Genomic DNA, 13,425 nt, shown 5'->3' with positions numbered 1-13,425 from the left:
TTATTGTGTGCTGCCAGCATCCGGATCGTCGGGACCTGGCTTTGTGTTCTCGCGGTAGATGGCGTAGGCGACGAGCGCAATCGCCGGCCCGAGGACGGCTCCCATGCCGACTTTCCCCTTGAGCAATGTCGGCAGCGCGGCGAGCGCGGCTGCGATGCCGATCGCCTTGATGTCGGCGTTGCGCCTTTGCGCCTGACGCCGGGCGCGCGTGCCGGCCGATATCCTGTAGACAAGCAGGATGAGTCCCGCGATCAGCAGGAAACCGATCCCGAAGCCCAGAGCAGCAGCCATCGAGCCATAGCGGCTCGCAGCCCAGATATAGGCTGCCCCGACGAGGAAGCCGAGGCCGCAAAAGGCGGTAAGTGCCGCCAACCCATAAGCGACGGCAGCCGTGCGCGCGCGGCGCATGGCTGCGACGGTTTCCCCTGAAGCCAGACCCGAGATCAGGGTTGCCAGCATTCCCACGGTCGAAACTAGCGCCGAGCGAGGAGCGCGAAGAGGAAGCCGACCCCAGCCGCGATCGCCAGCGACGTCACCGGCTTTTCGCGCACGCTGGCCACCATCTGCGCCTCGATGTCCTTGGCGTTGCTGCTGAGGCTACTAAAGGCAGCTTCCCCTTGGGCGCGCAATTGCTCTACGCCTTCGACAGCGGCACGCCGGGCCGTCCCGTAGCCATGCTCGCCGGTCCTGGCCAATTGCTTAGTCAGTTTTTCGATATCGGCTTTCAATTGCCTGATGTCGGCTTCCAGATCCGAATTCGCCCGGCTTTCGTTCGCGGTCTTTCCTGCGGCAGTCGCCATTGCTTAACTCCTTGCGTTTGCTTGATTTCAAACGCCTGATAAACGTCAAGGTTCCGAAATCGGCACAGGGCCCATGAAAGGCCGTTTCTGCACCCGAGTCCAGCCCGGCACGAGCATCCCGCCTCGGGTGTTCAGATCAGCGGCCGGCGATCCTCACCCAACCCTTCCCAACGGGCGAGCTCCCTCAGCCTTTCACCGTCGATCACCTCGCAACCACCGTCGCGCCAGACGATCAGCTTGCGGTCGATCAGCTTGCGGATCGTCTTGTTGGTATGGACCAGCGACAGGCCGAGCGTGTCGGCTATGTGTTGCTGGGTGATCGGGATCCGCACCGGCGTCTTGCCATTCAATCCAACCGCTCTGGCGCGACTGGAGATGAAGGCGATGAGATAGGCGGCGCGTTCGAGCGCGGTGCGGCGGCCGATGCTGAGCAAGTTCTCGTCCAGCATGCGCTCCTCCCGCGACGCGATCCAGGTGATGTCGTAGGCGAGGCCCGGATGGTTGCGGTAGAGCTCGGGCAGATGTTCACGCTCGAAGACGCAGAGCAGCATCGGCGACAGTGCCTCGATGGAATGCTGCATCTCGCCCATCAGACTGCCCTGCAGGCCGATGAGGTCGCCCGGCATCGAATAATTCAGGATCTGGCGGCGGCCGTCCGACATCAATTTGTAACGGAAAGCCCAGCCGGAAAGCACCGTGTAGAGATGGGCGCTATGACTGCCCTCGACCAGGACCGTGGCGCCCTTGTCGACGGCAAGCTCGCCTTTCTTGAACGTGCTGACGAAAGCGAGTTCCTGCTTTTCGAACTCGCGAAAGGCCGGCAATGGCCGAAGCGGGCACTTCTCGCATGGATACTGTCGGCTGGAAAAAGAGCGACCGTTCTGGCCAGGCATTTCGACCCCTCTCGAAAACCCAGTGCAAACGCCTTGCGAGGATCGTGGTTCCCGCCACCGGCTGTCAGCATGTCTTTTTTAAATGACAGGATGCCAAATAGCGCTCATGACTCCTGCCGCTTTGAAGGAGATATTGCCACGTGGCCCCATTGTTAGACGGATTGCGGATCCTTGTCCTGGAAGATGAATTTCTGATCGCCATGGATGTCGAGCAGCTTTGCCGCGACCATGGCGCCGGCGACGTGGTCATCGCCCGCGATCTGGCCGAGATCGACCGGAAAGACGTTGCCTCGCGGTTCGACGCGGCCATCGTCGATCTCATGCTGGGCGGCGCCTCGACGCTTGATTTCGCCTCGGGATTGCACAAATCGGGTGTGCCCTTCGTCTTTGCCTCCGGCTATTCGGACGCGGACGAAATCAACGCGTCCTTCCCCGATGTCAGATTGGTCACGAAGCCCTATTCCGGGGAGGATCTCATCGGCGCGGTAGCGGCGGCGTGCGGCCGCGGACCTGTTGTCTGAAACGCGGTTACATCCGCTATCGCAGCCATCCTTCAGGCGGCGTTCGAGCCTGTCACCTGCGCCGAGATCGCGTCCGGGCCGAACTCGTCTTCACCCGAAATCTTGAGGATCTCCTGCAGTCGTGCCCGGGCGCGGCTGACGCGGCTCTTGATCGTTCCGACCGCGCAGCCGCAAATCTCGGCGGCTTCCTCATAGGAAAAGCCCGAAGCGCCGATCAGGATGATGGCTTCGCGCTGATCCTCGGGCAATTGCTCGAGCGCGCCGCGAAAATCCTTGAGGTCGAGTTGGCCATGCTGGGCCGGATGAACGGCGAGCCGGGCCGTCATGATGCCGTCGCTGTCCTGTACTTCGCGGCCGCGCTTGCGCATTTGCGAATAGAATTCATTGCGCAAGATGGTGAACAGCCATGCCTTGAGATTGGTGCCGGGCTGGAAGCTCTCATGCTTGTCCCAGGCCTTGACCAGCGTTTCCTGCACCAGATCGTCGGCCTTGTCGGCATTTTGCGTCAGCGACACGGCAAAGGCCCGCAAGCTCGGGATAGAGCCGAGCAGATCGGTCTTGAAGCCTTGGGAGACGGCGGCCATGCCTCAGTCCTTCTTCTGTGCGGGTTCGGCCTGTTCCAATTGGCTGAGCAACTGGGCAAAGCGATCCGGCACATGGTCGGAGACCAGCTCGTCGTAATATTGTTTGAGTTTGCGGCCAATTTCCGAGTTCGGCCCGAGCAGGTCGCCGGAAGCCGCCCGGTGCCCGTCGGCGCCGGCCGTGGTGTTCTTCGTCATGTCCTTGGTTCGCCCTTCATTCCCAGCACCCGAGCCGCACAATATTCAACACAAGCGGCACCCTCGTCTGGGTTGCCCATCCCGGTTTCTAACGCCTTCCGCTTATATTAGTTCCGCAACCGTCGGAACTTTTTCGGAAAATCGGCGTTTGTGTTTTCGGGGCTTGCAAACGGCTTGACCTGCAATCTAAGCAATCGCGTCAGAGGGAGACGTCCACCATGAGTCTGTCAGCAACCATCGCTCCACATCTGCCATTCCTCCGCCGTTTCTCGCGGGCCGTTTCCGGATCGCAGGAAAGTGGCGACGCGCTGGTCGCCGCAATGCTTGAAGCCATCATAGCCGACGTCGACATCTTTCCCAAGGCATCGACCGAACGCATCGCGCTCTACAAGGTCTTTGCCAGGCTGTTTACCTCGGTCGCCATACGCGTTCCCCAGGAGCATGCGCAGTCGGCGTGGGAGCAGCGCGCCGCGGCCAATCTCAATGCGATCGCCCCCCGCCCCCGCCAGGCCTTCCTGCTGGTCGCCGTCGAAGGCTTCAGTGAGGATGAGGCGGCGGAGATTCTCGACGCCGACGAGCAGGAATTCTCCGAGCTTCTCTCCCAGGCGAGCAACGAGATTTCCCGCCAGGTCGCGACCGATGTGCTGATCATCGAGGATGAGCCCCTGATCGCCATGGACATTGAGGAAATGGTCGAAAGCCTCGGCCATCGCGTCGTCGGAACGGCGCGCACCCATGCCGAAGCCGTGGCGATGTTCGGCAAGATGCGGCCAAGGATGGTGCTGGCCGACATCCAGCTTGCCGACGGCAGTTCGGGCATCGAGGCGGTGAACGAGATCCTGTCGTCCACGTCGGTGCCGGTGATTTTCATCACCGCCTTCCCCGAGCGCCTCCTCACCGGCGAGCGGCCGGAACCGACTTTCCTTGTCACCAAGCCGTTCAATCCGGATATGGTCAAAGCCTTGATCAGTCAGGCGCTGTTCTTCGACCGGCACGCAAAAGCCGCGGCCTGATGCTTGTCGCGAAAGCATGCCTTCGGACTTGGATCGAGGCTGCGTAGCGGTTTGGGACACGACATGCATGAAAAGACCTGAAGCGCGTCGGCTGAACTTCTTTCAACTCGACACGCTTTAGGGTCTGGACGGCCCTTGCGTCTCGCCATTTTCCGGACCGGCAGGCCTTCGCTTCATCGCTCCTTGCGATAAAATTCAGGTCGCAAAGGCCCTTAATGGATCGTCTTTTTCGGGAATTGGTGGAACAAACGGCAGCGAACCACGTTTTTTTCTCACATCAGTCGAAGGAGATGAACCATGCTTTACTGGGCGCTCGTATTTCTCGTCGTGGCGATCATCGCTGGTGCGCTTGGTTTCGGCGGCATCGCCGGCACGTCTGCCGGTATAGCGCAGATACTGTTTTTCATCTTTCTCGCTTTCCTGATCATTTCGCTTATCGCCGGCCTGTTCAAACGGGCGTGAAGCCCACCTGAGCGAACACTGGAGACCGCACCCCTCAAACGGTTTCCAGCCACCGCCGGACGGAGTTCCAACCGAGCACCGTCCGGCGGACCGTTTTAGGGGAACCCAGTGTGTCGGTGAGCCGTTTAGCGCCAAACCAGTAGGCGACGTGGCCGATGCATTCCAAAGCCGAAGATATGAAAGACAGCGGACAAAGTGACGAGATTATCGCTTTGCATCCCGCTGAGAGCGGAATGCAGCTCGGCCGCGCCCTTCTTCATGCGCTTCACAATGCCGGGATTTCAGTTCTCTATCAGGATCGCGAGATGAAAACCGTATGGGCGCGCAACATGCGCGCGCCATGGGCCGTCGACACGGTCGACAGCAACGGCATCTTGCCGCCGGCGCAGGCGGAACGCATCGGTGCGGCCAAACGCAGCGTTATTGCTTCCGGCAATCCGGAACATCTCGAGCTCAACGTTCCCGCCGACGATGGCGTGCGCTGGTTCCAGGTATGGGTAGACGCCGACCACGGCGACGGCGGCGCCGTGATCGGCGTCGTTACCACCATGGTCGAAACGACCGAGCAGAAACGCCGCGAGCAGACCCTGAGGACGCTGCTGCGCGAGGTCAGTCACCGTTCAAAGAACCTTTTAGCCATCATCCAGAGCATCGCCACCCAGACCGGCCGTTACTCGGACACACTCCCCGATTTCCTGACGCGTTTTCGCGGCAGGTTGCAGTCGCTCGCATCGTCCCAGGACCTGGTGACATCGTCCAACTGGCGCGGAGCTGCACTGCGCGAACTCGTGTCCGGCCAGGTCAGCCGTTACGGAGCCGATCCGCTGCGCAGCCTGCGTTTTCAGGGCGCGAACCCATACCTCAATCCCAATGCGGCCCTGCATATCGGTCTGGCCATGCATGAACTCGCCGTCAACTCGGTCAGCTACGGCGCTCTGTCGCGAGCCGACGGCTTCGTCGAGGTGACCGCCGATATGACGGCCGCTCACGCCGACGAGACCGCCCTGTCATTGACATGGGCCGAGGCCGTCGGAGCCAACGAAATCAGGCGCAACGAAAAACGGTTCGGCAGTGTCGCGCTCGAGCGCGTCGTGCCTTCATCGCTGAACGGCACGGCGACGCTTGAAATCGCGGACGGCCGCCTCGAATACCGCCTTGTCGTTCCCCACGGCAATTTCGAGACGGATTGATCAAATAGATGATGACTGTCTTGGAAAGGGCGCGGAAGATGGCAGTCGAAAGTTAACCGGCTGTTCACCATAAAATCCGATGCTGTTGTTCCCAGATACAGCTGGCAACCTGCCGATCCACCCGATGTTTCGGCAGCGGTTCGTGGAGCAGTATGGGAGGGATGATCTTGACGGTTTCCGATATGAACAGGCTGGAGCAGGCCGCCCGCGTCTCGATGGGAGGATTTCAGGATCTCGAAGTATCGGCCTCGCCCCACGCGTCCCGGCACCTGTCGCTTCGCTTTGCAATTATGGTATCGATCGCGGCCGTCGTGTTGATGGCGGCTTTGCAGTTGACCTGACCTCGAATCGGCACCGCATTGGGCTGACCGCCGCGCCAGATGAAGCTCGCCGTCAGTCACTTGGCTGTATCGCGCCTCCAATTATTTCACGAGCTCTGTCGCTCGCACAGGAACTTTGGCTGCTGTGGGCCGTTCTTGTGGCGAGAGGATAGCTGCCATGGAACACATTGCCGCCGTGCTGCTGGTTATCGGTTGCTCGAGCAACATCACCGAGTGCCGCGAACTCAACGTACCGGTGAGTGTTTTCGAAACCGCCGCGGAATGCACTGCCGAGCGTCCCTTCGCCATGAGCGATGTCCGCAGCCAGGCGGCGCGCATAGTCGCCAAATGCCTTCCCGTCGACCCTGCTCTGGAAGATGACTACGATCAGATCGTCTGGAATGTTGGTCCGGACGGCACGCTCGATGCATCGGTGGAGATTTCCAATCTTGTGGTTGCATCGAACGGCGCGCGCCCCGAAAAAGACTATCTTAGCCAACAATGAAATCGGGCAGGCAAAGGCCTTCATTTCATGCTAAATGGCGGCTAGAGCTTGTTAAAGTGAGGACAAAGCGAGGAGTGACTCTATGCGGAAGATGATTATTGCCATGGTTGCCGTGGTCGCGGTCAGCGGCTGTACCACCACGGAAGAAAACGTGGGTATCGGCACCGTGGGCGGCGCGCTCATCGGTGGCGCCGTTGGTGGCGGCAAGGGCGCTTTGATCGGCGCCGGCGCCGGTGCGATTGGCGGCCTGCTCGTGCGCCGTCTGCAGAACGGCTATTGCCAGTACAGAGACCGTCATGGTCGAATCTACACAGCTCGCTGCAACTAACTTGCTCGATAGCTGAGAACGTCAAATGCGGAGACCCCGGTCTCCGCATTTGCACGCCGGGCTTCTGCTGTCGCTGCGGCAATGCCGTCTCAACCTGGCAGTGGGATTCTGATTTCCACGTTTAACCCGTTATCGCGAAAATGGCGATTGATCGTACCGCCCAATTCGCGGGTGACGTTCAGATCGATCAGCTTGGTGCCAAACCCGGTTTTTGCAGGCGCTTCGAGTTTCTTTTGGCCGGTTTCGCGCCAGTTGAGAGACAGCATCCTGTCACGCCCGCGGCCCTCAAGCGACCAGTCGACCTTCAACGCCGAGTCGCCCTTGAGCGTATTGGCTGAATTGCCGGCTTCGCCATATTTCAGTGCGTTCGTCGCCAGTTCGTGAAAGGTCAGGCCGAGCGCCTGCGTCGTCGTCTCGTCGAGCAGCACCTGCGGCCCCGACAGAATGCCATCGGGAAGCTCCTTGCCAAACACCTGGCCAAGCTCGATGCGCAGGAGATCGCCGAGATCGGCCTTCTGCCAGCGCGAGCGTGTCAGCATATCCTGGGACGCCGCCATCGCTTGCAGCCGGGCCGAGAAGGAGGCCGAGAATTCCTTGACGTCGCTGGCGTGCGATGCCGTCTGACGTGCGATCGCCAGCACCCGCGTGATCGAGTTCTTGATGCGATGCTTCATCTCCTGCAGCATCAGATCTTTTTCCAGCAGGCTCTTTTCCGTCGTCTCGTGCAGCAGCGACACCGCGTCATAGGCACGCTCCTGATAGCGTGCCACCAGCGCTATCGCGCCTGCCAGCAGCAGCCCGAACAGGCCGAGCATTACCGGGATGGCGCGCGAAGAAGGTTGCGAGAATGCGCTTGTCGGCCGAAACAAGACGGTCCACTGGCGGCCGGCGACGGTCAGCTTGCGGGAAACCAGCAGCCTGTCGCCGAAGGTCGACACCGGCGGCGTTTCCGACTGGAACAACAGATTGTCGGCCTCCACCTTGCCGTCATAGATTTCGGTGTTGACCGGCAACAGTGGCGTGCGGCTGAGCGCGGTCTGGAACAGGTCGCGAGCGCGGAAAGCGGCATAAAGAAAGCCTGATGTCGAGGACCTGGACGCGTCGATGACGTCCGGCGCGGTCTCGACATTGAGCCGCGCGAACACCAGGAAGCCGGTGAAGGTCTGCGCGGCGCCCGTCTCCTGGCCGAGCTTGACGAGCCCGCTCGCGTGCTGCTGATCGTCGGCCATCGCCTTTTCGATCGCCTCGCGCCGCACCGGATCGGTGAACATGTCGTAGCCGATGCTGGATTGATTGGAGGGATCGAGCGGCTCGAAAAGCACAATCGGCGTGCGCCATGGCAGTGTCGTATCGGGATAGATCGCATGGGCCGCACCATGGTCGTGCAGGATGTCCCGCTCGACCGCTGCCTCGTCGCCGGTTTTCGCCAACCGCAGAAAGCCGATGCCGCGCAGGCCGGCGAAATTCTTGTCGATATCGAGCGCGCTGAAGAACGCCTTGAACTCGCCCCGCGAAATGTCGCCATTGCGGGCGTCGAACAACGCCTGGGTCGATCGCAGCAGCGACAGATGCAGGTCGATGCGACCCTCGATCCGGTTCAGCGCGTCATCCGCCGTCGCCTCGAACTTGATGCGCGCCGCCTCCTGCGTGGCGAAATAAGCAAATCCCGCCATCGTCAGGCTGATCAGCGCGACGGCGATGAAAGCGACAATCGGGAAGAACTTCTTCAACTGCGGATGCGGCCCATGATCGGTTCGCAATCTTTATGGGCAAGTCCCCGCGTCAACACAATGGCGAGGCCAATTCATCATGACGGCTGGCCTATCACATGGAAGAAATTTAGCCGGCTTATCAAACCATCACCGGACCGGGACCTTGATCGCCAAGCAAGGCATTTTTCGGCCGTACCTTCGTTCCCGCGCGGCATTTTTGTCACGGTTGGAAGCGGATCTGATTCGCCATAACAAATGATATTGATCTGATGTTTTCGCTATCGCTAATTAACACTCAAGCGCGCCGACGGGGACTGGGGTGGGCACGCGAAGGCCGCCGTCTGCTGCAACATACGGCGGCCTTTCAATTTCTCGATCGTCGCGCTTATCGGAACTCCCAACCGCGTTGCTCCTCGTGCAGCGGCGATAAAAGTATGCTGCTCTTCAGGCGGCGATCTTCAGCGCGCCTGGTCCCGGAATAGCACCCGGCGGGCACTTGCCAAGGATGATCATGCCAAGCACCTCGTCCTGGGTAACGTCGCTGGTGCGCGCGGTGCCGACCACCTGGCCGTTTTTCATCACGCAGACGCGATCGGCAAGCTCGAACACATCGTGAATATCGTGGCTGATCAGAAAGATGCCGATGCCGTCGGCCTTGAGCTGCCTGACCAGTTCGCCAACCTGCGCCGTCTCCTGCGGTCCAAGCGCCGCCGTCGGCTCATCCATGATCAGGATGCGGGCGTTGAACAGGATGGCGCGCGCGATCGCCACCGACTGCCGCTGGCCGCCCGAGAGCTTGATCACCGGCTCTTTGAAACGCTGGAAGCGCGGATTGAGCCGGCCCATCACCTTGCGCGCCTCGGCTTCCATGGCGACATCATCGAGCGTGCCCCAGCCGGTCATCAACTCGCGACCGAGGAAGAGGTTGGCGGCGGCGTCGACATTGTCGGCGAGAGCCAGCGTCTGGTAGATCGTCTCGATGCCGTATTTCTTGGCGTCGCGCGGATTGGAGATCGAAGCCTCCTCGCCGTTGACGAAGATCTGGCCAGCATCGCGCTTGTAGGCGCCCGACAGGATCTTGATCAGCGTCGACTTGCCGGCGCCATTATGGCCGAGCAGCGCCACGACCTCGCCGGGGAAGAGGTCGATCGACGCATCGTCGACGGCGCGAATGCCGCCAAAGGCGATCGAGATGTTGCGCATGTCGATCAGCGGCGTGCCTGTGGGAGCGGTGTTGTTTGCCATGGCCATTCTCCTCCCTAGACCCGCTTGCGATAGACGGTGTCGAGCCAGACGGCGACGACCAGCACGGCGCCGACGACGATGCTCTGCAGCGGCGAGTCGATGCCGAGCAGCACCATGCCGGACTGCAGCGACTGCATCAGAAGCGCACCGAGCATGGCGCCGAGCACCGTGCCGGAGCCGCCGGCAAGCGAGGTGCCGCCGATGACGGCTGCGGCGATGACCAGCAATTCGTCCAGCGTGCCCAGCGCATTGGTCGACGCATTGAGGCGGGCGGACGCAATCGCCGCGCTGATCGCCGCCAGCACACCCATGATCATGAATACCTTCATGGTCACCCAGCGCGTGTTGATGCCGGCGAGTTCCGCGGCTTCCGGATTGCCGCCAATGGCAAAGACATAGCGGCCGAAACGGGTGCGCCTGGTGATGAAAGTCATGACGATGCCGACTGTCACCGCCATCAGCACCGGTATGGCGATGCCATGGGCGATGAACAGGCCGCCATCGGGGACGGTGATGCCGTTCCTCTGGGCGTATTGGCGCACGATGCCGATCGGCCAGGGATAGGAATTGGCGACCCAGACAGCGCCGAGGATGGCCGCGCAGGCGACAACACCAAGCAAGCTCTCCGCCCAGACGGGACGCAGTGGAAACTTGAACCGCTTGCGCTGCGAACGGCCGTTGAGCAGCATGAAGGCGACGGCCAGACAGGCGAGACCGCCGACGATCCAGCTTGCGGTTGCCCCGATCGAGCCACGCGGCCCCCCGCCCATGAGCTGGAAGGTCGTATCGAGCGGTGCAACCGTGCGCCCGCTCGTCATCAGCCACGCCATGCCACGCCAGATCAGCAAGCCGCCCAGCGTCACGATGAAGGCCGGAACCTCGAGATAGGCGATGATGAAGCCCTGCAGCGCGCCTATCGCAAGGCCGAGCACCACACCAGCAGCCAATGCGATAATCCATATCCAGGGATTTCCCACCTGGAACCCGATGACGCGGATGAGGAATTCGGCCTGCGCCACGCCCATCACCATGCCGATCACGCCTTCGACGGAGCCGACCGAAAGATCGATGTTGCGCATCACGATGACCAGCACCATGCCGGTTGCCATGATCGCGACCGAGGAGGTCTGCACCGACAGGTTCCACAGATTGCGTGGTGTCAGGAAAAGCCCGCCCGACAGGATGTGGATGCCGACCCAGATGACGAGCAGCGCACCGACCATGCCGAGCATGCGTGTGTCGAGCTCCGTCGCTTTGAGGAAACGCGCGACGGCGCCGAGTTCAGAGGCACGCGCGGTATCGGCCGGCTGGCCAGAGGTCGTGTCGGTCATGATGTCCTCCCACCGGTTTGCCGTCTGCCGCGGATGCCGGACTATGATGCTATTGGCTTTCCCCGGTCATTTGAAGCGGAAAGCACCTTGAGAAACGCCGCGGCTTTTGGGCCGCGGCGCCAGATTTCGAACCGGTACCGGCCCGGATCAGTTGCAGGCCGCGACGCTGCCCGCCGCCACGCCGGCGCAGACCTCTTCCTTCTTGATCCAGCCGGCGTCGATGACGACGTTGAGATTGTCCTTGGTGATGGCGATCGGCGTCAGGAACAGCGAGGTGACGGTGTTGCCGCCAGGCGTGGTGAAATCCTTGACGCCGGCAATGTCGGTCATCTTCTTGCCGTCGGCCAGCTGCGAGGCGATCTCGGCGGCATTCTTGCCGAGCTCGCGCGCATCCTTCCACACCGACACGGTCTGCGTGCCGAGCGCGATGCGGTTGAGCGCTGCATGGTCGCCGTCCTGACCAGACACCGGAACGGTTCCAGCCAGGCCTTGCGCCGTCAGCGCGGCGACCACGCCGCCGGCGGTGCCGTCATTGGCTGCAACCACCGCATCGACCTTGTTGTCGTTGGCGGTAAGGAACTGTTCCATGTTCTTCTGGGCGTTGGCGGGGAGCCAGCCGTCCGTATAGGCTTCGCCGACATTCTTGATCTTGCCGCTGTCGATTGCGTCCTTCAGCACTTCCATCGAGCCGGCAAACAGGAAATCGGCATTCGGATCGGCTCCCGAGCCCTTGATGAAGACGTAGTTGCCTTCCGGCTTCACCTTGAACACTTCGCGGGCCTGCATGCGGCCGACTTCCTTGTTGTCGAAGGTAAGGTAGAACACGTCCTTGTTCTCGATCAGCCTGTCGTAGCCGACGACCGGAATGCCTTCGTCCAGCGCCTTCTGCACCGCCGGCCCGATGGCCGAGGCATCCTGCGCAAGGATGATCAGCGCGTTGGCGCCCTGCGAGATCAGGCTCTCGACATCGGTGAGCTGCTTGCCGGGGTTGGACTGCGCGTCGGCGGAAATATACTTGTCGCCGGCGGCCTCGATGGCTGCCTTCATCGCGGCTTCATCGGTCTTCCAGCGCTCTTCCTGGAAGTTCGACCACGACACGCCGATGACCTTGTCCTTCGCCTGCGCGACCGACGCAAGCGTCAGCGACATGGCGACACCCGCCATGATGGCGGCTGCGAATCTCTTCATGATATCCTCCCTGCGCCACGTATGGCGTGACTAGACTGACCCAAAGGCCGGCACAAAGGCTCTATTTTTTCGAGCCTCGAAAAAATACTGATCCAACACCCGGGCGCTGTCAACATCGATTCTGATGGATTTTGATGTCGTGTCGAGTTTTTTTCGAGCCCCGGAATAAATAATGACAGGGCCTTATCCTTCTGACAGAATTGTCGGACCTTGCCGACGGCGGCCAATTTTATGAGCGGCCGCGGCAAGGGAGGAGGCAATAGGGAGGAGAAAATGTCGGTTGGAATCCGCCACGACGATTTGCGCCGGCGCAACCGGGCGATGGTCATTTCGGCCGTACGCCGCGCCGGCCAGCCGTCGCGGACGGAGATCGCCGCGACCACCGGCCTTAGCCATTCGACCATATCTGCGATCTCTTCCGACCTGATTGGGGAAGGCATCCTGAACGAGAGCAAGGCAAGCGAGGCCGTTTCGTTGAAACGCGGCCGGCCGCAGGTCGGCCTCGCCCTCAATCCAGAAGCGGCGGCGGTGCTGGCTGTCGTGTTGTCGCTGAATTTCCTTTCGGTCGCCGTCATCGACTATGCCGGACAGGTGGTCGCCGAGGAGCAGCGCCGGCTCGACACACTGACCATGTCGCGCGAGGAGTTGATCGATGAATGCGTCGCCATAGTCCGGCGCCGGCTCGAAGATCCCGACCTCGATGTGCAAAGCATCGCCCGCATCGCGCTGGCGATCCAGGGCATCACCGATTCGCATGCGCGCGCCATGCTGTGGTCGCCGATCACGCCGCAGACGAACATCGCCTTCGCCGACATATTGGAAGCCGAGTTCGGTATTCCCGCCACGATGGAGAATGACTGCAACATGATGGCGGTGGCGCTGCGCTGGCGCGACCCCGGGCGCTACCGCGACGACTTCATCGCCATCCTGCTCTCGCACGGCATCGGCATGGGGCTGGTGTTAAAGGGTGAACTGTTCACCGGCACCCATTCCTCGGGCGGCGAATTCGGCCACATGATCCATCGGCCGGGCGGCGCGCTCTGCCGCTGTGGCCGGCGCGGCTGTGTCGAGGCCTATGCCGGCAATTACGCCATCTGGCGCAATGCGAAACAGATGGGTGAGGACACCGAGCCGGTCG

General features: G+C 61.4%; 17 protein-coding genes. 8 read left to right on the top strand and 9 right to left on the bottom strand.

Features of this window, described 5'->3' with window-relative positions; all coding sequences use genetic code 11:
• From C9427_RS18795 to C9427_RS18785, 3 genes are all read right to left on the bottom strand, one after another.
• Positions 1-465: a hypothetical protein gene (locus tag C9427_RS18795; RefSeq protein ID WP_107650614.1), complete on the bottom strand. Its 465-nt coding sequence runs from the start codon at positions 463-465 to the stop codon at positions 1-3.
• Between the two features lie 8 nt (positions 466-473).
• On the bottom strand, positions 474-800 hold the full coding sequence (locus tag C9427_RS18790; protein ID WP_107650613.1) for an ElaB/YgaM/YqjD family protein: 327 nt from the start codon (positions 798-800) through the stop codon (positions 474-476).
• Positions 801-931: 131 nt separating this feature from the next.
• Positions 932-1,693 (bottom strand): Crp/Fnr family transcriptional regulator, encoded by a 762-nt coding sequence (locus C9427_RS18785; protein WP_107650612.1) that lies wholly within the window; start codon positions 1,691-1,693, stop codon positions 932-934.
• A gap of 140 nt (positions 1,694-1,833) precedes the next feature.
• Here C9427_RS18785 and C9427_RS18780 point away from each other — a divergent pair, with 140 nt between their 5' ends.
• Positions 1,834-2,214, top strand: a complete 381-nt coding sequence (locus tag C9427_RS18780) for a response regulator (protein WP_107650611.1) — start codon at positions 1,834-1,836, stop codon at positions 2,212-2,214.
• Positions 2,215-2,246: 32 nt separating this feature from the next.
• Here the strand turns inward: C9427_RS18780 and C9427_RS18775 are convergent, their stop codons facing one another.
• Both C9427_RS18775 and C9427_RS18770 read right to left on the bottom strand, forming a co-directional pair.
• Positions 2,247-2,798, bottom strand: a complete 552-nt coding sequence (locus tag C9427_RS18775) for a sigma-70 family RNA polymerase sigma factor (RefSeq protein ID WP_008873939.1) — start codon at positions 2,796-2,798, stop codon at positions 2,247-2,249.
• A gap of 3 nt (positions 2,799-2,801) precedes the next feature.
• Positions 2,802-2,993: a NepR family anti-sigma factor gene (locus C9427_RS18770; RefSeq protein ID WP_167434399.1), complete on the bottom strand. Its 192-nt coding sequence runs from the start codon at positions 2,991-2,993 to the stop codon at positions 2,802-2,804.
• Between the two features lie 218 nt (positions 2,994-3,211).
• Between C9427_RS18770 and C9427_RS18765 the strand changes: the two genes are divergently transcribed.
• The 6 genes from C9427_RS18765 (at position 3,212) to C9427_RS18740 (ending at position 6,811) form a co-directional block, all read left to right on the top strand.
• Entirely contained in the window at positions 3,212-4,006 is a 795-nt protein-coding gene (locus C9427_RS18765) for a response regulator (protein WP_097572062.1), read from the top strand.
• Between the two features lie 297 nt (positions 4,007-4,303).
• Positions 4,304-4,468, top strand: coding sequence for a DUF1328 domain-containing protein (locus C9427_RS18760; protein WP_036240811.1), 165 nt, complete (start codon positions 4,304-4,306; stop codon positions 4,466-4,468).
• 155 nt (positions 4,469-4,623) lie between these two features.
• Entirely contained in the window at positions 4,624-5,658 is a 1,035-nt protein-coding gene (locus C9427_RS18755) for a sensor histidine kinase (RefSeq protein WP_107650609.1), read from the top strand.
• 161 nt (positions 5,659-5,819) lie between these two features.
• Positions 5,820-5,999, top strand: coding sequence for a hypothetical protein (locus tag C9427_RS18750; protein ID WP_107650671.1), 180 nt, complete (start codon positions 5,820-5,822; stop codon positions 5,997-5,999).
• 157 nt (positions 6,000-6,156) lie between these two features.
• Entirely contained in the window at positions 6,157-6,483 is a 327-nt protein-coding gene (locus tag C9427_RS18745; protein ID WP_107650608.1) for a hypothetical protein, read from the top strand.
• Between the two features lie 82 nt (positions 6,484-6,565).
• A complete protein-coding gene (locus C9427_RS18740) occupies positions 6,566-6,811 on the top strand; it encodes a YMGG-like glycine zipper-containing protein (RefSeq protein WP_006328050.1) in 246 nt (81 codons plus the stop codon).
• Positions 6,812-6,900: 89 nt separating this feature from the next.
• On the opposite strand, the gene C9427_RS18735 is transcribed toward C9427_RS18740, so the two are convergent.
• From C9427_RS18735 to xylF, 4 genes are all read right to left on the bottom strand, one after another.
• Entirely contained in the window at positions 6,901-8,541 is a 1,641-nt protein-coding gene (locus C9427_RS18735; protein WP_107650607.1) for a CHASE domain-containing protein, read from the bottom strand.
• Positions 8,542-8,967: 426 nt separating this feature from the next.
• Positions 8,968-9,768: an ATP-binding cassette domain-containing protein gene (locus C9427_RS18730; protein ID WP_107650606.1), complete on the bottom strand. Its 801-nt coding sequence runs from the start codon at positions 9,766-9,768 to the stop codon at positions 8,968-8,970.
• Positions 9,769-9,782: 14 nt separating this feature from the next.
• Entirely contained in the window at positions 9,783-11,099 is a 1,317-nt protein-coding gene (locus C9427_RS18725; protein ID WP_107650605.1) for a sugar ABC transporter permease, read from the bottom strand.
• A 147-nt stretch (positions 11,100-11,246) separates the two neighbouring features.
• The gene (xylF, locus tag C9427_RS18720) at positions 11,247-12,287 is read right to left on the bottom strand and encodes a D-xylose ABC transporter substrate-binding protein (protein ID WP_107650604.1); all 1,041 of its coding nucleotides are present in this window, start codon (positions 12,285-12,287) and stop codon (positions 11,247-11,249) included.
• Positions 12,288-12,560: 273 nt separating this feature from the next.
• Between xylF and C9427_RS18715 the strand changes: the two genes are divergently transcribed.
• On the top strand, positions 12,561-13,425 hold an 865-nt coding region (locus tag C9427_RS18715; protein ID WP_107650670.1), incomplete at its 3' end, for an ROK family protein.

Origin of the sequence: Mesorhizobium helmanticense, from assembly GCF_003034915.1 — a bacterium.
Classification (GTDB): Bacteria; Pseudomonadota; Alphaproteobacteria; order Rhizobiales; family Rhizobiaceae; genus Mesorhizobium; species Mesorhizobium helmanticense.
This window is presented reverse-complemented; position numbering and strand designations above follow the sequence as displayed.

What these genes read in the sequence shown, in the direction of transcription:
- C9427_RS18760 (WP_036240811.1), top strand. Translation starts at nt 4,304, where the DNA reads ATGCTTTACTGGGCGCTCGTATTTCTCGTCGTGGCGATCATCGCTGGT.
- C9427_RS18745 (WP_107650608.1), top strand. Translation starts at nt 6,157, where the DNA reads ATGGAACACATTGCCGCCGTGCTGCTGGTTATCGGTTGCTCGAGCAAC.
- C9427_RS18775 (WP_008873939.1), bottom strand. Translation starts at nt 2,798, where the DNA reads ATGGCCGCCGTCTCCCAAGGCTTCAAGACCGATCTGCTCGGCTCTATC.
- C9427_RS18765 (WP_097572062.1), top strand. Translation starts at nt 3,212, where the DNA reads ATGAGTCTGTCAGCAACCATCGCTCCACATCTGCCATTCCTCCGCCGT.
- C9427_RS18755 (WP_107650609.1), top strand. Translation starts at nt 4,624, where the DNA reads ATGCATTCCAAAGCCGAAGATATGAAAGACAGCGGACAAAGTGACGAG.
- C9427_RS18770 (WP_167434399.1), bottom strand. Translation starts at nt 2,993, where the DNA reads ATGACGAAGAACACCACGGCCGGCGCCGACGGGCACCGGGCGGCTTCC.
- C9427_RS18725 (WP_107650605.1), bottom strand. Translation starts at nt 11,099, where the DNA reads ATGACCGACACGACCTCTGGCCAGCCGGCCGATACCGCGCGTGCCTCT.
- C9427_RS18785 (WP_107650612.1), bottom strand. Translation starts at nt 1,693, where the DNA reads ATGCCTGGCCAGAACGGTCGCTCTTTTTCCAGCCGACAGTATCCATGC.
- xylF (WP_107650604.1), bottom strand. Translation starts at nt 12,287, where the DNA reads ATGAAGAGATTCGCAGCCGCCATCATGGCGGGTGTCGCCATGTCGCTG.
- C9427_RS18750 (WP_107650671.1), top strand. Translation starts at nt 5,820, where the DNA reads ATGATCTTGACGGTTTCCGATATGAACAGGCTGGAGCAGGCCGCCCGC.
- C9427_RS18740 (WP_006328050.1), top strand. Translation starts at nt 6,566, where the DNA reads ATGCGGAAGATGATTATTGCCATGGTTGCCGTGGTCGCGGTCAGCGGC.
- C9427_RS18790 (WP_107650613.1), bottom strand. Translation starts at nt 800, where the DNA reads ATGGCGACTGCCGCAGGAAAGACCGCGAACGAAAGCCGGGCGAATTCG.
- C9427_RS18730 (WP_107650606.1), bottom strand. Translation starts at nt 9,768, where the DNA reads ATGGCAAACAACACCGCTCCCACAGGCACGCCGCTGATCGACATGCGC.